The organism is endosymbiont of unidentified scaly snail isolate Monju, assembly GCF_000801295.1.
Classification (GTDB): domain Bacteria; phylum Pseudomonadota; class Gammaproteobacteria; order Chromatiales; family Chromatiaceae; genus MONJU.
Genome location: NZ_AP012978.1, coordinates 1,328,550 through 1,350,165, shown reverse-complemented (window position 1 = coordinate 1,350,165; position 21,616 = coordinate 1,328,550). Strand labels below are relative to the sequence as shown.

The following is a 21,616-nucleotide window of genomic DNA, read 5'->3' as shown; positions in this document are numbered from 1 at the left end:
GGCACTGCGGCCCGGCGTGCGTATCGTGGTCACTCATCTGCCCAACGCGGTCGACGGGCTGCTGGTGCGTGTCGCGGAAGGGCCGGGCGCGTGAGCTTCCAGCATCGCGAGGACATCATCGGCATCTTCGCCCGTCACCCGGTGGCGGCCAACCTGCTGATGGTGATGATGCTGCTCGCCGGGGTCTGGGGCCTGGGCAATCTGAACGCCCAGTTCTTTCCCAACTTCGAGGTCGAGGTCGTCACCGTGCGCACCCTGTGGAGCGGGGCCAGCGCCGAGGACGTGGAACGCTCGTTGACCCTGCCGCTGGAGCAGGCCCTGCGTGACGTGGACGGCCTGGATCGCATGCGCTCCACCTCGGCGCGTGGCGTCAGTGTCATCACCCTGGAGTTTCCCGAGGGTACCGACATGGGCGAGGCCACCAGCCGCGTGGACCAGACGGTCAAGCAGGTGCGCAACCTGCCGGCGGATGCCGAAGATCCCCGGGTGCAGCATGTCGTGCGTTACGAGCCGGTCGCGCGCCTGCTGGTGCATGGTCCCGTGGATGCCGGCGAGCTGCGGCACCTGGTGCGGCGCATGGAGCGCGAACTGCTCGATCGTGGCATTGCACGTATCGACGTGCTCGGCCTGCCGGACGAGGAGATGGCCATCCAGGTGCCGGAGCGCGCGCAGCAGGCCCTGGGCTTGTCGTTGGCGGACATTGCACGCCGGGTGGCAGCCTTCTCGCGCGATGTCCCGGCCGGCACCGTGGGCCGTGACGACGTGGGCCGCGAGCTGCGCGCCACCGCGCAGGCGCGCAGCGAGGCGGCCTTCGAGGCCTTGCCGCTGGTGGCCGGCGAGGATGGCCGCCTGGTGCGCCTGGGGGATGTGGCGGCCATCGAACGCCGCGCGCGTCCGGCGCAGGTGCTGGTCAGTTACCGGGGTGGGCCCGCGGTGGAGCTGGCCCTGCAACGCTCCCCGAATGCCGATTCACTGGCCTCGGCGCAGGTGTTGCAGGAGTGGCTGGCCGAGGCGCGCAACCGCCTGCCGCCGAACATGGAGCTGATCGTCTACGACGAGAGCTGGCAGCTCATTCGCGAACGCATCGACTTGCTGCTGCGCAATGGCCTGGGGGGCTGGTACTGGTGGTCGCCATCCTGTTCCTGTTCCTCAACGGCCGAGTGGCCTGGTGGGTGGCCCTGGGCATTCCGGTGTCGTTCATGGCCACGCTGGCAATCATGTACGTCGCCGGGGGCAGCATCAACATGATCTCGCTGTTCGCGCTGATCATGGCACTGGGCATCATCGTTGACGATGCCATCGTGGTCGGTGAGGACGCGCTGGCGCACTACCAGACCGGTGAGAACCCGCTGGAGGCCGCCGAGGGCGGGGCGCGGCGCATGCTGGCCCCGGTGATGTCCTCCTCGCTGACCACCATCGCTGCCTTCATTCCCCTGTTCGTGGTCTCCGGCTTCATCGGCAAGATCCTGGGCGACATTCCTTTCGTCATCGTGTGCGTCATCGTTGCCTCGCTGATCGAGAGCTTCCTGGTCCTGCCCGGGCACCTGCGTCACAGTTTCCACCGCATGCACCATGCGCCGCCAAGCCCCTTTCGCCAGCGCTGGGACGCGGCCTTCGCGCGCTTCCGCGACGGCCCTTTCCGGCGCGCCGTGACTTGGGCGGTACACCACCGGGCGGGGACCCTGGCGCTGGCCTTCTCAAGCATCGTGCTCCTGGTCGGGCTGATGGTCGGCGGTCGCCTGGGCTTCAGCTTCTTTCCCAATGTGCCGGGCAACGTGGTGGTGGCCTCGGCCTCCTTCGTGGCGGGCACGCCGCCGGCGCGGGTGCGCCGTTTCATCGATCAGGTCGAGCAGGCCCTGTATGCCACCGATGCGCACTTTGGTGGCGGGCTGATCCGAGTGGCGCGGGTGAGTTACGGACTGGGGTATTTCTCCAATGCGCGGCAGACCCAGCGCGGCGACCAGTTTGCCTCCATCGTGGTGGAGCTCACGCCGACCGACAGCCGCGCGGTGAGCAACGAGCAGTTCATCGCCGAATGGCGCGCTCGCCTGGATCTGCCCCCCCGGACTCGAGTACCTGACCACCACGGTGCGCATGGGCGGGCACCCGGGGCGCGACATCGAGATCCGCCTCGGCGGTGCCGATCCCGAGCACCTCAAGCAGGCAGCGCTGGATCTGGCGCAGGCCCTGGCCGCAGTGCCGGGCGTGGGCAGCGTGGAAGACGACATGCCCTACGGGCAGCAGCAGCTGGTGTTCCGCCTGCGTCCCTACGGCGAGGCACTGGGCCTGACCGTGGACGAGGTTGCGCGGCAGTTGCGTGCCGCCTTCGATGGTCAACTGGCACAGATTTTCAACGAGGGCGACGAGGAGGTCGAGGTGCGGGTGATGCTGCCCGATTCGGAGCGCCATCGCCTGGCCGCGCTCGACGATTTCCGGGTGTTCCTGCCCGGTGGCGGCAACGTGCCGCTGGACACGGTAGTCGAACTCAGCGAACGGCGCGGCTACAAGGCCCTGCGCCATGAGGACGGGCGGCTGGCCGTCAAGGTCTATGCCGACGTGGACAAGCGGGTGGCCAGCAACAACGCGGTGCGTGCGCGCCTGGCCGAGACGGTGTTGCCGGAGCTGGAACGTCGGCACGACATCCACTGGGAGTTCACCGGGCGCGCCAAGGATCAGGCCGAGACCATGGCCGACATGAAGCGTGGCGCCCTGTTCGCCCTGGCCATGATCTACATCGTGCTGGCCTGGGTGTTTGGCTCCTACGGCTGGCCGCTGGTGGTGATGGCCATCATCCCTTTCGGCGTGGTCGGCGCCCTGCTGGGGCATTTCGTCATGGGTATCACCCCGACCATCCTGTCGATGTTCGGCCTGTTCGCCCTGTCGGGGATCGCGGTCAACGACTCGATCATCCTGGTGGTGTTCTACAAGCAGTTGCGACAGCAGGGCATGGCGGTGCGCGACGCCCTGGTCGAGGCCGCCTGCCAGCGCTTGCGCGCCGTCTTGCTCACCTCGCTGACCACCATCGCCGGTCTGTTGCCGTTGCTGTTCGAGACCTCGTTGCAGGCCCAGTTCCTCATCCCCATGGTGGTGTCCATCTCCTTTGGCCTGATGTTTACCACCTTTCTGGTGCTGCTCCTGGTGCCTTCACTGCTCTCGGCCATGGAGGGCCTGTTGCTGCGCCGGGGTGAGGGTGATCAGGCTGCCGGCGCGACGATAGGTACCTGAAGGGGCTGCTCAAGGATTCCCGGGGTCGGCCGAAAACACGACCACTAGACCCAACCGAGCAGGGAATTTTCCATGAACAGATTTCGAGGCATCCAGGGACGGTTTCTGGTGCTGACCGTCGTGCTGGGCGCGTTGCTGCTCGTGGGGAACGGCATCGTGTTCTACAACAACCAGGCGCTGGTACAGGAGGCGGATCGGATCGCCGAACGCAGCCTGCCGCTGGTGAACACCGCGCACGAGATGAAGCTGGCGGTGGTGGAGGTGCAGCAATGGCTCACCGATATCAGTGCCACACGGGGCCAGGATGGCCTGGATGACGGTTTCGACCAGGCCCGTGCCAACGCGGAGCGTTTTCGGCAGTCGCTGCAGAAGATCCAGCAGTTTGCCCCGGAACTGGATGTGAAGCAGGGGGATATCCTACAGGCCTTCGAGGCCTACTATGCCGTGGGGCAGCAGATGGCGAAGGCCTATATCGAGGGCGGTCCCGCAGCCGGCAACCGCATGATGGGTGCCTTCGATGCCACTGCCGAGAAGCTCGGTGGCCAGGTCGATGCCCTGCTCGAGAAGATCCAGGCACGGGCGACCGCGCGCGCTGTGCACCAGAAGACTCTGTCACACTACAATGGTGGCGTGCTGCTGGTGGTCAGCGTGGTGGTGCTGGGATTCATCGGGGTGCTTTACTGGCTGATCAGCCGGCGACTGCAACGGCTCGCGGCCACCCTGCCGGTGGTCGAGGGTATCGGTGACGGGGATCTCTCTGTCTCCCTGGCAGCGGACAGGGATGACGAGATCGGGCGGCTTGCGCAGTCGCTGGAAGAAATGCGTCAACGCCTGGCGGAGATCGTCTGCGATATCAGGGGCAGCAGCCGGATGCTGGTGGAAGGCACGGGGCGGCTGGATTCCGTGGTTGCCACCGCCGGGCGGAATGCGGCGGAGCAACGGCTGGCGACGGACCAGCTGGCCGATACCGTGGAGCAGATGGCCGCTTCGGCCTCGGAGATCGCGGGGCGTATTGCCGAGGTGGCCGATGCCGGACAGAAGGCGCAGGACGAGACCCGGGGCGGACGCGAGAGCCTGGCCGGTGCCATCGGGCGCCTGGGCGAACTGGTGCGCCAGATCGAGGGCACCAGCGAGGTGATCCGCCTGCTGGAGCGCCAGAGCGAGGGCATCACCGGGATCCTCGACGTGATTCGCGGCATTGCCGAACAGACCAACCTGCTGGCGCTGAATGCCGCGATCGAGGCGGCACGAGCCGGCGAACAGGGGCGAGGCTTCGCGGTGGTGGCCGACGAGGTGCGCACCCTGGCGAGTCGGACCCAGAGTTCGACAGAAGAGATCCAGCAGATGATCGAAAAGCTGGTGGCCGGGGTGAACCAGGCGGTGGATTCCATGCTCGCCAGCGCCGAGCTGGCCGGGGCCACCATGCAGGAGGCGACCGGGGCCGAGGCCTCGTTCGACAGCATCGTGGGGCTGGTCGAGCACGTCTCGGAGATGAGCAGCCACATCGCCAGTGCGGCCGATGAACAGAGCGTGGTGGCCCGTCACATCGCCGAGAACGTGGTCGGGATACGCGAGCGTGCCGATGCCACCGCCGCCAGCATGGACGAGGCCGCCGGGGTAGTGTCGCAGATGGGCGAGCGAGTGACCCACCTCGACGAACTGGTGGGGCGTTTTCGTACCCCCTGAGCCCCCGGCGCCCTGGTCGCGAATATTCGACCCAGGGACGGGCCTCCTGCAGGTGGGGGCGGTGTCCCCGCCGCGAACGTTCACCGTTATCTTGTTTCGACGCAGGCAGCGATCATGGCCCGGGCGGCATTGCTCAGGCTGCGCCCCTCGTGGGTGACTGCGCCCAGGCGGCGGGACAGGTGCATGCCCGCAACTTTCAGCGCGACCAGTTGCGGCGTGAGCTGGGTTGCCGGCAGCAGGCTCCAGCCCAGGTTGGCCTCGGTGAGCATGCGTAGGGTCTCCAGGTAGTTGGTCTCCATGCCGGTGCGCAGGCGCAGTCCCGCGGCCTGCACCGCGCGTTCCAGTATTCCCCGCGTATAGGTATTGCTGCCCGGCAGCACGGCCGGGTGTTGCAGCAGTTCTGCCAACGCCACCTGGCGCCGGCCGGCCAGGGGGTGCTCGCGGCTGACCATGAATACCAGCGGGTCGTCCCAGATGAGCCGGCTGTGCAGGCGGGGCAGGGGCTCGGGTGGCAGGGTGACGATGGCCAGCTCCAGGTCGCCGATCTCTACCGCGTGACAGGCCGCCTCGGAATCCATGAAGCGAATGTCCAGTTCCACCTCGGGATGGGCGCGGGTGAAGCGCTTGAGTGGTCCGGGCAGTCGGTGCAGGCCGATATGATGGCTGGTGCCCATCACAAGACGGCCGCGCACTTCACCCGAGAGGTTGGCAAGCAGGCGGCGGATCTCGGCCGCATCGTTGAGTAGCCGGCGCGCGCGCGGAAGCAGGGCGCGCCCGGCCTCGGTGAGCCGCACGCGCCGACCGATGCGGTCGAACAGGCGCACGCCCAGGTCCTCTTCGAGCTGGCGCACCCGCTTGCTCACTGCCGGCTGGGTGAGGTGAATGTGCTCGGCCGCCTGGGAGAAGGAGCCGTGTTCTGCCACCGCGCGAAAAGCCTGTAACAGGGTCAGTTCCATATTCTGGATTGGAATCGAAAAGATGAAAAAGATGAATTTGTGTTATTCATCATAGACGCTATGCTCGCAACGGTTCCAGTTTGCTGCTACGGATCGGGAGATGACCGCGAAGACGCTCTACGACAAGCTCTGGGAAGCGCACGTGGTGCGCGAGGAGCCGGACGGCACCTGCCTGCTGTACATCGATCGCCACCTGGTGCATGAAGTCACCTCGCCGCAGGCCTTCGAGGGGTTGCGCCTGGCCGGACGCAAACCCTGGCGGCCCGGCGCCAATCTGGCCACGCCTGACCACAACGTGCCGACCACCGACCGCAGTGCGGGCATCGAGGACCCCATCTCGCGCATCCAGGTCGAGACCCTGGACGCCAACTGTGAGGCCTTCGGCATTACCGAGTTCCGCATGGACGACCCGCGCCAGGGCATCGTGCACGTGGTCGGCCCGGAGCAGGGCGCGACCCTGCCGGGCATGACCGTGGTCTGTGGTGATTCGCACACTTCCACCCATGGTGCTTTCGGGGCGCTGGCACACGGCATCGGCACCTCCGAGGTGGAGCACGTGCTGGCCACTCAGTGCCTGATCCAGAAGAAATCGAAGGCGATGCGCATCGTCATCGACGGCCCGGTAGGGCCGGGGGTGACCGCCAAGGACATCGTGCTGGCCATCATCGGCGAGATCGGCACGGCTGGTGGTACTGGCTACGCTATCGAGTTCGCCGGACAGGGCATCATGGATCTGTCGATGGAAGGCCGCATGACGGTGTGCAACATGGCCATCGAGGCCGGTGCGCGGGCGGGTTTCGTGGCGGTGGACGACAAGACCATCGAATACGTCCGCGGCCGCCCCTATGCGCCGAAGGGCGAACTCTGGGACATGGCCGTCGCCGCCTGGCGCGAGCTGCACTCCGACGAGGGCGCGGTGTTCGACAAGGAAGTGGTGATTCGCGGCGCCGACATCACCCCGCAGGTGACCTGGGGTACCTCGCCGGAGATGGTGGTGCCGGTGACTGCCCAGGTGCCTGATCCCGCCGCCGAGGCAGATGCGGTCAAGGCCGAGGGTATGCGCCGCGCGCTCGCCTACATGGGGCTGGAGGCTGGCACGCCGATCACCGACATCCGCCCGGACAAGGTGTTCATCGGCTCCTGCACCAACTCGCGCATCGAGGACCTGCGCGCCGCCGCCGAGGTGGTGAAGGGGCGCAAGGTGGCCGACAACATCCGCCAGGCGCTGGTGGTGCCGGGTTCGGGGCTGGTCAAGCGTCAGGCCGAGGAAGAAGGCCTGGATCGCATTTTCATCGAGGCCGGTTTCGAATGGCGCGAGCCGGGTTGCTCCATGTGCCTGGCCATGAACGCCGATCGGCTCGAACCGGGCGAGCGCTGCGCTTCGACCTCCAACCGCAACTTCGAGGGCCGGCAGGGCCAGGGCGGGCGCACTCATCTGGTGAGCCCGGCGATGGCTGCCGCTGCCGTGATCGCGGGGCATTTCGTGGACGTTCGGGAATTGACATGAACCACGAAGGGCACAAAGAACACGAAGGTCATGGTGTGTTGTGTGACGGGATTTCCGTGGTCCCCGGCAAGCCTTGACCTCTCACAAGAAACCCTTCGTGCCCCCTTTGTGGCCTTTGTGTACTTTGTGGTGAAAAATCATGGAGAAGTTTGAAAAGTTTACCGGCATCGTCTGCCCCCTCGACCGGGCCAATGTCGATACCGATGCGATCATCCCCAAGCAGTTCCTCAAGTCGATCAAGCGCAGCGGCTTCGGGCCCAATCTGTTCGACGAGTGGCACTACCTGGATCACGGTGAGCCGGGGATGGACAACAGCCAACGTCCGCTGAATCCCGATTTCGTGCTCAACGATCCGCGCTACCAGGGCGCGAGCATCCTGCTGGCGCGCGAAAACTTCGGGTGCGGCTCCTCGCGCGAGCATGCCCCCTGGGCGCTGGCCGACTACGGTTTCCGCGTCATCATCGCGCCCAGCTTCGCCGACATCTTCTACAACAACTGCTTCAAGAACGGCATCCTGCCGGTGGTGCTCGATGCCGAAACCGTGGACCAACTGTTCGATGATGCCGGCGGCGAGCAGGCGCTGGAGATCACTGTCGATCTCGAGAACCAGCGGCTGCGTACCGCCCATGGGCGCGAGATTGCCTTCGAAGTCGATCCCTTCCGCAAGCACTGCCTGCTCGAGGGGCTGGACGATATCGGCCTCACACTGCAACACGTCGACGACATCCGCGCCTACGAACAGCGCCGCATGCAGGAAGCACCGTGGCTGTTCCAGGATCTGTTGACGGAGGGATAACCACAGAGAACACAGAGGACACAGAGCTTTTTCAAGGCCGTCAATTCGAGGGCCTCTGTGATCTCTGTGTCCTCTGTGGTGAACAAGACAGGAACCAGACATGAGCAAAAGCATTCTTGTATTGCCGGGTGACGGCATCGGCCCCGAGATCGTGGCCGAGGCAGTCAAGGTATTGGACAAGCTGGCCGGGGACGGGCTGGATATCGAGCTGGACGAGGGGCTGGTCGGCGGTGCGGCGATCGATGCCACCGGGGTGCCTCTGCCGGAGAGCACGCTGGCGATGGCGCGCGAAGCGGACGCCATCCTGCTCGGTGCGGTGGGGGGTCCCAAGTGGGAGTCGCTGGACATCTCGGTGCGTCCCGAGAAGGGCCTGCTGGGGCTGCGCTCGGAGCTGGGGTTGTTTTCCAACCTGCGGCCGGCGGTGCTGGCGCCGCAACTGGCCGATGCTTCGACCTTGAAGCCAGAGGTGGTCTCGGGGCTGGACATCATGATCGTGCGTGAGCTCACCGGCGGCATCTACTTCGGCCAGCCGCGCGGTATCCGCACCCTGGAGAACGGCGAGCGCGAGGGCTTCAACACCCTGGTCTATCGTGAGTCGGAGATCGAGCGCATCGTGCGCGGCGCCTGCGAGATCGCCATGAAGCGCGGCAAGAAGCTCTGCTCGGTGGACAAGGCCAACGTGCTCGAGTGCACCGAGCTGTGGCGCGAGGTCGCCACTCGCGTGGTGGAGCAGGAATATCCCGAAATCGAGCTGAGTCACATGTACGTGGACAATGCCGCCATGCAACTGGTGAAGTGGCCCAAGCAGTTCGACGTGATCGTCACCACCAACATGTTCGGCGACATCCTCTCGGACTGCGCGGCCATGCTGACGGGTTCGATCGGCATGCTGGGCTCGGCCTCGCTCAACGAGAAGGGGCAGGGCATGTACGAGCCCATCCACGGCTCGGCGCCCGACATTGCCGGCAAGGGTATTGCCAACCCGCTGGCCACCATCCTTTCGGTGGCCATGATGCTGCGATACAGTCTCGATGAGGCCGCAATGGCCGAGCGTATCGAGAAGGCGGTGAACAAGGTGCTCGACGACGGTCTGCGTACCCCGGACATCCTCTCCGAGGGCATGACAGAAGTGAACTGCGAGGCGATGGGCGACGCGGTCGTCGCGGCGTTGTGAGAATTCACCGAAGGGAGTAGGTACGAGGGTTCACCACGAAGCGCACAAAGAACACGAAGAGGACGGGTAGAAGCGTTTTCTTCTCCTCGGTTGGAGGAAGGGGTTGGCATGAGGTGCCGAATCCCAGGTGGTTTGAGACTCACCTTTTGATTGGGGGCAACAGAAAACCTTTGTGATCCTTTTGCCCTTCGTGGTTGGTTTCTTGCGGGGTCGAGTGTTGCCGGGTGCCCGGTGGTTTCCAAGTTGCCTTGGATCAGGAGTATCCAACAGGAAATCTTTGTGATCTTTGTGTCCTTTGTGGTTAAGGACCAATACGGGATAGAGCAATGAAGAGAATAGGTTTCGTGGGCTGGCGCGGCATGGTTGGTTCGGTACTGATGGGCCGCATGCGCGAGGAGAACGATTTCGATCTGATCGACGAGCCGGTGTTCTTCACCACCTCGCAGGTCGGGCAGCCGGGGCCGGACATCGGCAAGGATGTCCCCGCGCTCAAGGATGCCACCGACATCGACGAGCTCAAGCAGATGGAGGCCATCGTCACCTGCCAGGGGGGTGATTATACCCGGCAGGTTCACGGCGAGCTGCGCAAGGCCGGCTGGACCGGCTACTGGATCGACGCGGCCTCGGCGTTGCGCATGGCCGAGGACAGCGTGATCGTGCTCGACCCGGTCAGCCGCCGGGTGATCGACAAGGCGCTGGCCTCGGGCAAGCGCGACTTCATCGGCGGCAACTGCACTGTCAGCCTGATGCTGATGGGCCTCGGCGGCCTGTTCCAGAACGACCTGGTCGAGTGGATGACCGCCATGACCTACCAGGCCGCCTCGGGCGCGGGCGCGCGCAACATGCGCGAACTGCTCGAACAGATGGGCTACCTGCGCGACAGCGTGGACGCACTGCTCAAGGATCCCGCCTTGGCCATCCTCGACATCGACCGTGGCGTGACCGAGGCCATGCGCTCCGCGGAGTTTCCCGCGGCACATTTCGGCGTGCCGCTGGCCGGCAGCCTGATTCCCTGGATCGACGTGCCGCTGGAGAACGGGCAGAGCAAGGAAGAATGGAAGGCGGTGGCCGAGACCAACAAGATCCTCGGTCGCTCCGAGGGGGAGTGCATTCCCATCGATGGTACCTGTGTGCGTATCGGCGCCATGCGCTGTCACAGCCAGGCACTGACCATCAAGCTGAAGAAGGACGTGCCGGTCGACGAGATCGAGCAGATACTCGACGAGGCCAACGCGTGGTCGAGGGTGATCCCCAACGAGCGCGAGATCACCATGCAGGAGCTCACGCCGGCGAAGGTGACCGGCACGCTCACGGTGCCGGTCGGCCGGCTGCGCAAGATGAACCTCGGACCGGAATATCTCAACGCCTTCACCGTAGGTGACCAGCTCCTGTGGGGCGCCGCGGAGCCGTTGCGGCGCATGTTGCGCATCCTGCTCGATGCGCTGTGAATCGCCTGTCTCCGGTGGAAGGGGTTTTGTGAGCCGGATCACACTGTCCCTGGCCCGACCGTAGTGGCGTTTGTTTCCAACAGCGGATTCTGATTCTATCGGTTGGGCAAAACCCTTTGCTGGGCTATAGTTAGCTGCAAATTATCAGGTGCCTTGGCAAGATCTCGCCCGGCCGGACGGGATGTGCGGTACCACGCAATACCACAGGGAGCATTCTGCGATGGTTTGTCGCTTGAGGGGGACTTTCATGGTTCGTAGTCTGACGTTTGCCGTGGCCTTCGCGCTGGGCACCGTCTCGATTCCGGCGCATGCACTGGGCCTGGGAGACATCAAGACGACTTCCGCACTGAACCAGGAGTTCAAGGCCGATATTGCGCTGTTGTCGGTGGCTAAAGGCGAACTGGATGGTGTTCGGGTAAAGCTGGCCGGCCCAGGCGAGTTCGAAAAGGCAGGCATCGAACGCCCCTTCTTCCTCACCTTGCTGAAGTTCAAGCCGGAACGGCTGCCGGATGGCCGTGCCGTGATCAGGGTGACCTCGGATTTCCCCATCCGCGAGCCCTTTCTCGATTTTCTGGTCGAGATCAACTGGCCGAAAGGGCGACTGATCCGTGAATACACAGTGTTGCTCGATCCGCCGGTGACCACCAGGCGCCGGGCGCCCCAGGTGCAGACGGCGCCAGCGCGTGTGGCCACCTCGCGCGCTGCCGCGACACCGCGTCGCCTGGCGCCTCCCGCCATGGCGGGCAAGGGTGAATACGGCCCGGTCAATGCCAACGAGACCCTGTGGAGTATTGCACGCAAGCTGCGCCCGAGTGGTGCCAGCATGGAACAGATGATGATCGCGCTGCACCGGGCCAATCCCGATGCCTTTATCGGGGGCGACATCAACCGCCTGAAGCGTGGACAGGTGTTGCGCGTGCCCAGTGCCGACGCGGTGCTTTCCCTGTCGCGGGCCGAGGCGCGTCAGGCCTATCGTCAGGCTCAGGCGCAATGGCTGGCGCGGCGCAGCGAGCACATGCAGCAGGCGGCAGGCAGGAAGACAACGACCGGGCAGGGTGCTGCCGGCAGTGTCACCCCGACTGGCGGGTCCCAGTCCGAGTTGCGAATCGCTACCGCCCGTCCCGAGGGCAAGGGCGAGGCTGGCGCCAGCGAGATCCGGGGTGACGAGACGATCGATGACATCAAGCGCAAGCTGTTGTTGGCGCGCGAGAATGCCGAGGCCTCGCGGCTCGAGTCCGAGGCCTTGCGCAACGAGGTCGACGAGCTGCAGAAGCGTCTCGAAGACATGCGTCGCCTGCTGATGCTGAAAGATGAGCAGCTGGCTCGCCTCCAGGTGCAGACCGGAGAGAACCCCGATGCTGGCGCAGAAGGTCAGGGTGACGATGTCGAGGCGGTGATGCGTCAGGCGGAGCAGGCCGCCGAGTCCCGGCAGGAGCCGACCGAAGATGCGGCTGCCGGGGAGACGCCGGCGGATGCCACGGCAGAAGGTGCGGAGTCGGCCCCGTCCGACGCGCTTTCCGTGATTGCAGACGATCTGATCGCGGCCGCCGATGCGGTAGTCGAGGAAAAGAACGCCAAAGGCGCGCCGGTACCGTCGGTGGTCGAACCCGAACCCGCCGTCCCTTCCACTGGGGGCGGTGGGCAGACGACGCCCGAGGCGACTGCGGCGGAGAGTACCGGGGGGATGGCTTCTGCGTCGGCCGAGACGCCGGAGGTGGCGGTGCAGTCGCCGGCGGAACCGGCAGAGGAAAATGGCGAGACAGTAGTGCAGGCAGCCGAGGCAGCCCCCCTCCTTGACGGCCTGGATATTCCCGCGCTGCTGCGTGACAACCTGCCCATCGTGGCGGGTGGCGGCGGCATCCTGGTGTTGTTGCTGATCCTGCTGGGGGTCCGCAGGAAACGGGCAGAGGCGGAAGAGGACGAGGCATTCAACGATCTGGCCTCTTCTCCGGCAGCTGAGGAAGCCTCCGCTGATGAACCTGCCGTCTCGGCAGCAGTCGACGCCGACGAAGAAGAGAGCGAGGTCGACGGAGACAGCCTGTTCGACCAGGAGGAAACCTCTTTCCTCAGCGAATTTACGCCGAGCGACATGAACGCCCTGCGCGACGAGACGGGCGAGGTGGATCCCATTGCCGAGGCCGACGTGTACATCGCCTACGGTCGCTACCAGCAGGTCGAGGACCTGCTCAAGCAGGCGCTGACCCGCGATCCCGACCGATTGGCACTCAAGCACAAGCTGCTCGAGGTCTACTATGCCACGCGCAACGTGGCGGCTTTCAACGAGCTGGCCGAAAGCATGGTGGAAAATGGTCAGGATATCGTCGATCCCGATGCCTGGTCGCGGATCTGTGACATGGGGCGCGAGATCTCGCCCGACAACAGTCTCTACCAGAACGATACGTCGAGCCAGATGGCACCGGAAGTCGATGAGGGGGGTGTCGATGCCGAGTCTGCCGCCCGTTTCGAAGAGGAGTTGTCGGGTCTCGCCACCCTGGACGATCTGGATGGCGAGGGGGGCGGCCTGCTGGATTCGGTGGATGAGCCCTCGCTGGATCTCGATGACCTCAAGGAACTCGAGGACCTGGACGACCTGGATACCCATCCGCTGGACTCGCTGGATCTCGATCTCTCCAGCGTGGAGAACGTCGCCGAGGCCGATCGTCCCGATGATACGATCGACCTGCCTACGCTGGACATTGGTACCGGTGAGGACAATGTCGAGGAACTGGTAGCCGACGACGAGCTCAAGAGCCAGCTCGAGGAATTGGGTGACCTGGCCGAACTGGAAGACGACCTCAGTCGCCTGACCGAGGAGATCACTCCCGATCTCGACACCTCGCCGGCTCAGCGCGGGCAGGGGGCGCTGGACGAGCCGTTGCCCATCGACGAGGCCTTCGACAAGGCGGTGGACGAGGAGATCGATATCTCCAGCCTTGCCCCGGAGACGGTCGATGCCGAGGCGGTCGATACCAAGCTCGACCTGGCCAGGGCCTTCCTCGAGATGGGGGATCCCGAGGGGGCGAAGGACATCCTCGAGGAGATCCGCCAGGAGGGCAACGAAACCCAGCGCAGGGAAGCCGAGAGGCTGCTTGCCGATATCAGCTGAGCGGGCGAGAATCCTGCGCGGAATTCGACCGGGGCGCCGCTGGCGCCCCTTCTCGTTGGCGTCACCGAGACCACCATGAGAATCGCACTCGGCATCGAATATGACGGCAGTCGCTTCCACGGCTGGCAGGCGCAGCAGCCGGGCGTGCGCACGGTGCAGACGGTGCTCGAGGCAGCCTTGGCGAAGGTGGCGGATCACCCGGTGCGGGTGGTCTGTGCCGGGCGTACCGACACCGGGGTGCATGGCCTGGGGCAGGTGGTGCACTTCGACACGCAAGCGGTGCGCAGCGAGCGCAACTGGCTGCTCGGCGGCAACGTCAACCTGCCGGCGGACGTCGCCATCACCTGGGTGCGCGAGATGCCGGAGGACTTCCATGCGCGCTTCTCGGCAGTCTCGCGGCGTTATCGTTACGTGATATTCAATCGCACGGCACGCAGTGCAGTGCTGGCTGGTCGCGTGACCTGGACTCATCGTCCGCTGGATGCCGAACGCATGCACCGGGCCGGGCAGGCATTGGTGGGCGAGCACGACTTCACCAGCTACCGCTCCCTGGGCTGTCAGGCGAAGAGCCCGGTGCGCACCCCGCATTCCCTGGTGGTGGAGCGGCACGGCGATTTCGTGGTGTTGTCGGTGCATGCCAACGCATTCCTGCACCACATGGTGCGCAACATCGCCGGCGTACTGATGGCCATCGGACGGGGCGACCAACCCGAGGAGTGGGCCGCCGAGGTGCTGGCGCTGCGCGATCGCACCTTGGGCGGGGTGACCGCGCCACCGGAAGGATTGTACTTCGAGGCGGTGGAATATCCGCCGGCCTTCGCCATCCCGGCGCCGTCGCGCAGCGGTTTTCCGGCATAATGCGCCCCATGCGTACCCGTGTGAAAATCTGTGGTATCACCCGAGTCGAGGACGCCCGTGCGGCGGTCGAGGCCGGGGCCGATGCAGTCGGCCTGGTGTTCTATCCGCCCAGCCCGCGTCATGTCGAACTCGCACAGGCGGCGGCCATCGCTGCGGCCCTGCCGCCCTTCGTGGCCACCGTGGGGCTGTCCGTGAACGCCGATGCCGACACCATCGCCGAGGCGGTGAGCGCCTGCGGTATCGACCTGCTCCAGTTCCATGGCAACGAGTGTCCGGACTACTGCAGCACGCACGGTCGGCCCTGGATCCGCGCCTTGCGCATGAAGGACGACATCGACCTGGCCGCCGAGTCCGAACGCTTCGCCGGCGCGCGCGGCCTGCTGCTGGACGCTTTCCGGCCCGGCGTGCCGGGCGGCACCGGCGAGACCTTCGACTGGTCGCGCATCCCGGCCGACCTGGCCGGGCGCATCGTGCTTGCCGGGGGGCTCACGCCTGACAACGTGGAACAGGCCGTGTGCCAGGTCCGCCCCTTTGCCGTGGACGTGAGCGGCGGGGTGGAAAGCAAACCCGGCATCAAGGATGCCGAGAAGATCGCCCGCTTCGTGCAGGCGGTGCGACGTGGAGACGAGACGAGATGAAACTGACAGAACTGCCCGATGCCCGCGGCCACTTCGGTCCCTATGGTGGCGTCTTCGTGGCCGAGACCCTGATGGCACCCATCGAGGAGCTGCGGCTGGCCTACGAGAAGTACATGCAGGACCCGGATTTCCTGGCCGAGCTGGATGCCGACCTGCAGCACTACGTCGGCCGGCCTTCGCCCATCTATCACGCCGAGCGCCTGAGCCGCGAGCTGGGCGGGGCGCAGATCTATCTCAAGCGTGAGGACCTGAACCACACTGGCGCGCACAAGGTGAACAACACCATCGGCCAGGCGTTGCTGGCGCGGCGCATGGGCAAGACCCGCATCATCGCCGAAACCGGGGCCGGCCAGCACGGGGTGGCCACCGCCACCGTGGCCGCGCGCCTGGGACTGGAATGTGTGGTCTACATGGGCGAGGTGGACGCCGCGCGCCAGGAGGCCAACGTCTACCGCATGCGCCTGCTGGGTGCCGAGGTGCGCACGGTTTCCTCGGGCTCGAAGACGCTGAAGGATGCCCTCAACGAGGCCATGCGCGATTGGGTGGCCAATGTGGACGACACTTTCTACATCATCGGTACCGTGGCGGGGCCGCATCCCTATCCGGTCATGGTGCGCGACTTCCAGGCGGTGATCGGCCGCGAGGCGCGCGAGCAGATCCAGGCCATGACCGGGCGCCTGCCCGACGCCCTGATCGCCTGCGTGGGGGGGGGCTCCAACGCCATCGGCCTGTTCTACCCATTCCTCGAGGATGAGCAGGTGGCTATGTACGGGGTCGAGGCCGCTGGCGAAGGCCTGGAGACCGGCCGCCATGCCGCGCCCCTGTGCGCCGGTCGCCCCGGTGTGCTGCATGGCAACCGCACCTACCTGATGGAAGATGCCGACGGCCAGATCATCGAGACCCACTCCATCTCCGCCGGGCTGGACTATCCAGGGGTGGGCCCGGAGCACGCTTGGCTCAAGGACACTGGGCGCGCGCAATATGTCGCGATCACCGACGAGGAGGCGCTGGAAGCCTTTCACCGCCTGACCCGCACCGAGGGCATCATCCCGGCGCTGGAGTCCAGCCATGCCATCGCCCAGGCGATCAAGCTGGCACCGCAGATGGACCCCGATGCCATCCTGCTGGTCAACCTCTCCGGCCGGGGCGACAAGGACATGCACACCGTGGCTGCACGCGAGGGCCTGAAGCTATGAGCCGTATCGAGAACCGCTTCGCGGCCTTGCGCGCGCAGGGCCGTACCGCGCTGATTCCCTTCATTACCGCCGGCGACCCGGGCAAGGAAGACACGGTGCCGCTGATGCACACCCTGGTGGCCCAGGGCGCAGACATTCTCGAGCTGGGGGTGCCCTTCTCCGATCCCATGGCCGACGGACCGGTGATCCAGCGTGCCAGCGAGCGGGCGCTTGCGCATCACACCTCGCTGCACGACGTGCTGGAGATGGTGCGCACCTTCCGTGAGACCGACGCCGATACCCCGGTGGTGCTGATGGGCTACCTCAACCCCATCGAGGTGATGGGCTACCAGGACTTCGCCAAGGCCGCGGCCGAGGCCGGGATCGACGGGGTGCTCACCGTGGACATTCCGCCGGAGGAGGGCGAGGAACTGCTCGCCGCCCTGCGCGCACACCACATCGATCCCATCTACCTGCTGGCGCCGACCAGCACGCCCGAGCGCATCCGCAGTCTCACCGCCTCGGCCAGCGGTTTCGTCTATTACGTCTCGCTCAAGGGCGTGACCGGGGCCGGCAACCTGGACCTGGACGCGGTGCGCGCCAAGCTGGGCGAGATCCGTGCGGTCACCGAGTTGCCGGTGGGCGTGGGTTTCGGCATCAAGGACGCGGCCACCGCACGTGCCATGAGCGAGATCGCCGACGCAGTGGTGGTCGGCAGTGCCATCGTCTCGCTGGTCGAGCGCCACGCCGACGACCCCGAGGCCATTCGCAAGGCGATCGGTCGTCTCGTCGGGGAGATGCGACAGGCAATGGACGCCGAGTAGCTGTAACGGGCGACCGCATGCCGCATCCTGCTAGAATCGCAACGACTTCCCATCGCAAGGCTGATCCATGAGCTGGTTCGAAAAACTGATGCCCAGCCGCATCCGCACCGACGGCGGCAACAAGAAGACGGTGCCAGAAGGGTTGTGGACCAAGTGTCCGAGCTGCAACGCGGTACTCTATCGTGCCGAGGTCGAGCGCAATCTCGACGTCTGCCCCAAGTGCTCGCACCACAATCGCATCGGCGCGCGCCGGCGACTGGACATCTTTCTCGACCCGGAGCCGCGCGAGGAGATCGGCGCCGAGCTCGAACCAGCCGATCCGCTGAAGTTCAAGGACAGCAAGAAATACAAGGATCGCGTCGCCGCCGCGCAAAAGTCCACTGGCGAGAAGGACGCCCTGGTCGCCATGCGCGGGCGTCTGAAGGGTAGCGACATCGTCGCCTGTGCCTTCGAGTTCGCCTTCATGGGTGGCTCCATGGGCTCGGTGGTGGGCGAACGCTTCGTACGTGCGGTGAATGCCGCCATGGAACACGACTGTCCCCTGGTGTGCTTCTCGGCCAGTGGCGGGGCGCGCATGCAGGAGTCCCTGTTCTCGCTGATGCAGATGGCCAAGACCTCCGCTGCCCTCAATCGCCTGGCGCGGCGCGGCCTGCCCTTCGTCTCGGTGATGACCGACCCCACCATGGGCGGGGTCTCCGCCAGCCTGGCCATGCTCGGCGACATCAACGTGGCCGAGCCCAAGGCCCTGATCGGCTTTGCCGGCCCACGGGTGATCGAGCAGACGGTGCGCGAGAAGCTGCCCGAGGGCTTTCAGCGCTCGGAGTTCCTGCTCGAGAAGGGGGCCATCGACCTGATCGTCGACCGCCGCGAGATGCGTGACCGCATCGCCAACCTGCTGGGCATGATGAGCGGTCGCGCCGGCGCAGCCTGAGTCTGTCCGCAGTCGCATCCCGAGCCCCCGTAACGCTCGGACAGGCGCGTACTCCACCGGTCCGGAAAATCGCCGTGAAACGCACCCTCGACGACTGGCTCGACCACCTCTCGCAGACCCATCCTGCCGACATTGAACTGGGCCTGGAGCGGGTCGCGGCGGTGTGGCGGGCGCTGGGTGCCCCGGCCCCGACGCTGCATGTCGTCACCGTCGCCGGCACCAACGGCAAGGGCTCCAGCGTGGCCTTTCTCGAGGCCATTCTGGGGGCTGCGGGCTATCGTGTTGGCGCCTACACCTCGCCGCACCTGCTGCATTACAACGAGCGGGTGCGCATCGAGGGCATGCCGGTGCCCGACGCCATCCTCTGCGAGGCCTTCGAACGCATCGAGCAGGCGCGGGGCGACACGCCGCTGACCTATTTCGAATTCGGCACCCTGGCCGCACTCTGGTGCTTCGCGTGTGCCGGGCTGGATGCCGCCATCCTGGAGGTAGGCCTGGGTGGGCGCCTGGACGCAGTGAATATCGTGGATGCCGACGTGGGCCTGATCACCGGCATCGCGCTGGATCATACCGATTGGCTGGGTGACGACCTGGACGCCATCGGCTTCGAGAAGGCGGGCATCGCGCGTTCCGGGCGCCCGCTGGTGTATAGCGCGCGCGAGATGCCGGATTCGGTGGCTCGGGTCGCCGATGAGCGAGGCGCTCGCCTGTTGCATGCCGGCCGTGACTATGACTGGCGACAGGCCGGTGATGGCTGGGAATGGCAGGGTGAGGCCGGAATACGCCCGGGTCTGCCGCTGCCGGCCCTGCGGGGCGCCGCACAGATGCAGAACGCGGCAGGCGCCCTCGCGGTACTCTCGCAGCTGCCGGACCTGCCGGTCGATGCTGCGGCCGTGCGCGCCGGTCTGCTCGAGGCGCGGCTACCCGGCCGCTTCGATGTGCGGCATCGGCGCTGTCCCTGGGTCCTGGACGTGGCGCACAACCCGCAGGCGGCGGAAGTGCTGGCCGCGCAGCTGGGCGAGCGTTTCGTGTCGGGGGAACGGCACGCCGTGGTCGGCATGCTTGCCGACAAGGCCATCGAGGAGGTGCTGGCCGTGCTGGCTCCCCGTGTCGATCATTGGCACCTGCTGGGGCTGGGGGATCAGCCACGTGGCGCTCCTGCACAGACCCTGCTGGATGCCTTGCCGGCGACCGCGCGTGCCGGCGCGCATTGTTGTACCGATGTCGATGACTGCCTGGCCGCGCTCGACAGTCGGCTCGGTGCGGACGACGAGGTGCTGGTTTTCGGGTCCTTCGTCACGGTCGGGCGGGTGATGGCCTGGCTGGATGCCCACCCGAGCGGGTTATAATCGCTCGCTCTGAACCGTCCCGGGTTTCCCGGAGACTCCATTTCTTGAGAGGATAGAGTCTATGGATACGAGCAAGAGATATTCCCCTGAGGTCCGGGAACGGGCGGTTCGCATGGTGTTTGATCATCAGGGCGAGCATGATTCCCAATGGGCGGCGATGACCTCCATCGCGGCCAAGATCGGCTGTACGCCGGAGACGCTGCGCAAATGGGTGAGACAGGCCGAGCGTGATCAAGGACTGCGCGAGGGTCTGACGACGTCGGAGCGCGAGCGGCTCAAGGCCTTGGAACGGGAGAACCGGGAGCTGAGGCGGGCCAACGAGATTCTGAAGACGGCGTCGGCTTTTTTTGCCCAGGCGGAGCTCGACCGCAAACTGAAGAGATGATCGCGTACATCGACGATCACAGGGATCGTTACGGGGTCGAGCCGATCTGCGCGGTGCTGCCGATCGCCCCGTCCACCTACTATGAGCACAAGGCCCGTGAGGCCGATCCACAGCGACTGCCGCGGCGATTGCAGCGGGATCGCGCCCTGTCAGACGAGATTCGACGGATCTGGGAAGAGAACTTCCAGGTGTACGGTGCCAGGAAGGTATGGCGGCAGCTCAACCGGGAAAGCATCGAGGTAGCCCGCTGCACGGTGGAACGCCTGATGCGTGTCATGGGGTTGCGGGGTGTGGTGCGAGGCCGCCGTTGCCGGACAACGATCGGCGACACGACGGCGGAACGACCACTGGACCGGGTGAAGCGGCAGTTTACTGCCACCCGCCCGAATCAGTTGTGGGTGGCGGACATTACCTACGTGGCGACTTGGACAGGGTTTGTCTATGTGGCGTTTGTCGTGGACGTCTATGCCCGACGGATCGTGGGCTGGCGTGTCTCCCGGTCGCTGAAGACCGACCTGGTGCTGGATGCGCTGGAGCAGGCGCTATGGTCGCGCCAGGACACAGAGGGCCTGGTGCACCACAGTGACCGAGGCTGTCAGTACCTGTCGGTGCGCTACACGGAGCGCCTGGCCGGGGCCGGCATTGATGCCTCGGTCGGTAGCCGAGGGGACTCCTATGACAACGCTCTGGCAGAGACGATCAACGGTCTGTACAAGGCCGAGGTTATCTACCGGCGAGGCCCCTGGAAGCATAGGGAGGCGGTCGAATATGCCACTTTGGAGTGGGTGGACTGGTTCAACCACCGGCGGCTGCTGGAGCCTATTGGCAACGTGCCACCGGCGGAGTTGGAAGCGGCGTATTATCGCCAACAGAAAGAGTCTGCCAAGGCGGCCTGACTCAAACAAAACAGTCTCCGGAATATCCGGGGCGGTTCACTCATCGCACAGGAAACAGACCTTTGGACGAAGCGCTCAAGAAACGCCTGATTGGCGCCGCCGTGCTGGCCTCGCTCGCGGTGATCTTCGTACCCATGCTGGTGGAAGAGCCGGCCGACAGGCAGCCGCTGGAGGCCGTGCCGGAACCCCCGCCGGCCAAGCCCTTCGAGTCGTCGCTGTTGCGCGAGGAGGTCCCGTTGCCGCCGCCTGCCGTGCCGCCGACCCAGGCCAGGACGGAGGAGGAGCAGGTCGCGCCCGCGCCCATCGTCCCGGTTGCCCCCAAGCCGGCGCCGCCGGTCAGCTCCGAGCCCGCCACGCCACGCCCCGGCCTGGCCGCCTGGGTGGTGCAGGTCGGCAGCTTCTCCAGCCTCGAGAATGCCCGCAAGCTGGTGGGCCGGCTTCGCAAGGCCGGCTTGCAGGTGCTCGATCCCGAACGCATCGAACTGCGCGGCAAGGCGCTCTACCGGGTGCAGGTGGGGCCGGTGCTGGAACGCAAGCGCGCCGAGGCAATGCTGCCGAAGGTGAACAAGGTGGCGGGCACTCGGGGACGGGTGCGGTCCTATCCGTAAGCCACCCCGAACCTGCTAGAATCCCCGCTTTCCGAATCACCCGAGAGACCCCGC

Annotated in this window: 15 protein-coding genes, 1 pseudogene and 1 other annotated feature; of the genes and pseudogenes, 15 read left to right on the top strand and 1 reads right to left on the bottom strand. The window is 65.8% G+C overall.

Annotation, left to right across the window (positions count from 1 at the left end):
• The first annotated feature begins 159 nt into the window (after positions 1-159).
• Positions 160-3,225, top strand: a pseudogene (locus EBS_RS14965) (efflux RND transporter permease subunit).
• Positions 3,226-3,297: 72 nt separating this feature from the next.
• Positions 3,298-4,911 carry a methyl-accepting chemotaxis protein gene (locus tag EBS_RS14245; protein ID WP_052199363.1) on the top strand — a complete coding sequence of 538 codons (1,614 nt, stop codon included), beginning with the start codon at positions 3,298-3,300 and terminating at the stop codon, positions 4,909-4,911.
• Between the two features lie 86 nt (positions 4,912-4,997).
• Here the strand turns inward: EBS_RS14245 and EBS_RS06415 are convergent, their stop codons facing one another.
• Positions 4,998-5,867: a LysR family transcriptional regulator gene (locus EBS_RS06415; protein ID WP_043107856.1), complete on the bottom strand. Its 870-nt coding sequence runs from the start codon at positions 5,865-5,867 to the stop codon at positions 4,998-5,000.
• Positions 5,868-5,967: 100 nt separating this feature from the next.
• Between EBS_RS06415 and leuC the strand changes: the two genes are divergently transcribed.
• From leuC to EBS_RS06345, 13 genes are all read left to right on the top strand, one after another.
• A complete protein-coding gene (gene leuC, locus EBS_RS06410) occupies positions 5,968-7,374 on the top strand; it encodes a 3-isopropylmalate dehydratase large subunit (protein ID WP_043107855.1) in 1,407 nt (468 codons plus the stop codon).
• 139 nt (positions 7,375-7,513) lie between these two features.
• Positions 7,514-8,170 carry a 3-isopropylmalate dehydratase small subunit gene (gene leuD / locus EBS_RS06405; protein WP_043107854.1) on the top strand — a complete coding sequence of 219 codons (657 nt, stop codon included), beginning with the start codon at positions 7,514-7,516 and terminating at the stop codon, positions 8,168-8,170.
• Between the two features lie 100 nt (positions 8,171-8,270).
• Positions 8,271-9,344 (top strand): 3-isopropylmalate dehydrogenase, encoded by a 1,074-nt coding sequence (gene leuB, locus EBS_RS06400; protein WP_043107853.1) that lies wholly within the window; start codon positions 8,271-8,273, stop codon positions 9,342-9,344.
• Between the two features lie 326 nt (positions 9,345-9,670).
• On the top strand, positions 9,671-10,792 hold the full coding sequence (gene asd / locus EBS_RS06395) for an aspartate-semialdehyde dehydrogenase (protein WP_043107852.1): 1,122 nt from the start codon (positions 9,671-9,673) through the stop codon (positions 10,790-10,792).
• Between the two features lie 247 nt (positions 10,793-11,039).
• A complete protein-coding gene (locus tag EBS_RS06390; RefSeq protein WP_171816201.1) occupies positions 11,040-13,898 on the top strand; it encodes a FimV/HubP family polar landmark protein in 2,859 nt (952 codons plus the stop codon).
• A gap of 75 nt (positions 13,899-13,973) precedes the next feature.
• On the top strand, positions 13,974-14,756 hold the full coding sequence (truA, locus tag EBS_RS06385) for a tRNA pseudouridine(38-40) synthase TruA (protein WP_043107849.1): 783 nt from the start codon (positions 13,974-13,976) through the stop codon (positions 14,754-14,756).
• Positions 14,757-14,764: 8 nt separating this feature from the next.
• Positions 14,765-15,394 (top strand): phosphoribosylanthranilate isomerase, encoded by a 630-nt coding sequence (locus EBS_RS06380; RefSeq protein ID WP_043109370.1) that lies wholly within the window; start codon positions 14,765-14,767, stop codon positions 15,392-15,394.
• Entirely contained in the window at positions 15,391-16,590 is a 1,200-nt protein-coding gene (gene trpB, locus EBS_RS06375) for a tryptophan synthase subunit beta (protein WP_043107847.1), read from the top strand. The genes EBS_RS06380 and trpB overlap by 4 nt, the downstream gene beginning before the upstream one ends.
• Positions 16,587-17,393 carry a tryptophan synthase subunit alpha gene (gene trpA, locus EBS_RS06370; RefSeq protein WP_043107846.1) on the top strand — a complete coding sequence of 269 codons (807 nt, stop codon included), beginning with the start codon at positions 16,587-16,589 and terminating at the stop codon, positions 17,391-17,393. The genes trpB and trpA overlap by 4 nt, the downstream gene beginning before the upstream one ends.
• A 67-nt stretch (positions 17,394-17,460) precedes the next feature.
• Positions 17,461-18,324: an acetyl-CoA carboxylase, carboxyltransferase subunit beta gene (accD, locus tag EBS_RS06365; protein ID WP_043107845.1), complete on the top strand. Its 864-nt coding sequence runs from the start codon at positions 17,461-17,463 to the stop codon at positions 18,322-18,324.
• 74 nt (positions 18,325-18,398) lie between these two features.
• Entirely contained in the window at positions 18,399-19,673 is a 1,275-nt protein-coding gene (gene folC / locus EBS_RS06360) for a bifunctional tetrahydrofolate synthase/dihydrofolate synthase (RefSeq protein ID WP_043107844.1), read from the top strand.
• 61 nt (positions 19,674-19,734) lie between these two features.
• Positions 19,735-20,954 (top strand): IS3 family transposase gene (locus EBS_RS06350; protein WP_148307646.1). Its coding sequence is split into 2 segments (ribosomal slippage): positions 19,735-20,017 and positions 20,017-20,954, totalling 1,221 coding nucleotides; the frame shifts between segments, so codons are not numbered across the junction.
• Positions 20,013-20,129: a sequence feature (AL1L pseudoknot), on the top strand. Its footprint overlaps the gene before it by 117 nt.
• Before the next feature lie 62 nt (positions 20,955-21,016).
• Positions 21,017-21,562, top strand: a complete 546-nt coding sequence (locus EBS_RS06345) for an SPOR domain-containing protein (protein WP_052199361.1) — start codon at positions 21,017-21,019, stop codon at positions 21,560-21,562.
• Positions 21,563-21,616: the final 54 nt, after the last annotated feature.

What these genes read in the sequence shown, in the direction of transcription:
- EBS_RS14245 (WP_052199363.1), top strand. Translation starts at nt 3,298, where the DNA reads ATGAACAGATTTCGAGGCATCCAGGGACGGTTTCTGGTGCTGACCGTC.
- EBS_RS06415 (WP_043107856.1), bottom strand. Translation starts at nt 5,867, where the DNA reads ATGGAACTGACCCTGTTACAGGCTTTTCGCGCGGTGGCAGAACACGGC.
- leuC (WP_043107855.1), top strand. Translation starts at nt 5,968, where the DNA reads ATGACCGCGAAGACGCTCTACGACAAGCTCTGGGAAGCGCACGTGGTG.
- leuD (WP_043107854.1), top strand. Translation starts at nt 7,514, where the DNA reads ATGGAGAAGTTTGAAAAGTTTACCGGCATCGTCTGCCCCCTCGACCGG.
- leuB (WP_043107853.1), top strand. Translation starts at nt 8,271, where the DNA reads ATGAGCAAAAGCATTCTTGTATTGCCGGGTGACGGCATCGGCCCCGAG.
- asd (WP_043107852.1), top strand. Translation starts at nt 9,671, where the DNA reads ATGAAGAGAATAGGTTTCGTGGGCTGGCGCGGCATGGTTGGTTCGGTA.
- EBS_RS06390 (WP_171816201.1), top strand. Translation starts at nt 11,040, where the DNA reads ATGGTTCGTAGTCTGACGTTTGCCGTGGCCTTCGCGCTGGGCACCGTC.
- truA (WP_043107849.1), top strand. Translation starts at nt 13,974, where the DNA reads ATGAGAATCGCACTCGGCATCGAATATGACGGCAGTCGCTTCCACGGC.
- EBS_RS06380 (WP_043109370.1), top strand. Translation starts at nt 14,765, where the DNA reads ATGCGTACCCGTGTGAAAATCTGTGGTATCACCCGAGTCGAGGACGCC.
- trpB (WP_043107847.1), top strand. Translation starts at nt 15,391, where the DNA reads ATGAAACTGACAGAACTGCCCGATGCCCGCGGCCACTTCGGTCCCTAT.
- trpA (WP_043107846.1), top strand. Translation starts at nt 16,587, where the DNA reads ATGAGCCGTATCGAGAACCGCTTCGCGGCCTTGCGCGCGCAGGGCCGT.
- accD (WP_043107845.1), top strand. Translation starts at nt 17,461, where the DNA reads ATGAGCTGGTTCGAAAAACTGATGCCCAGCCGCATCCGCACCGACGGC.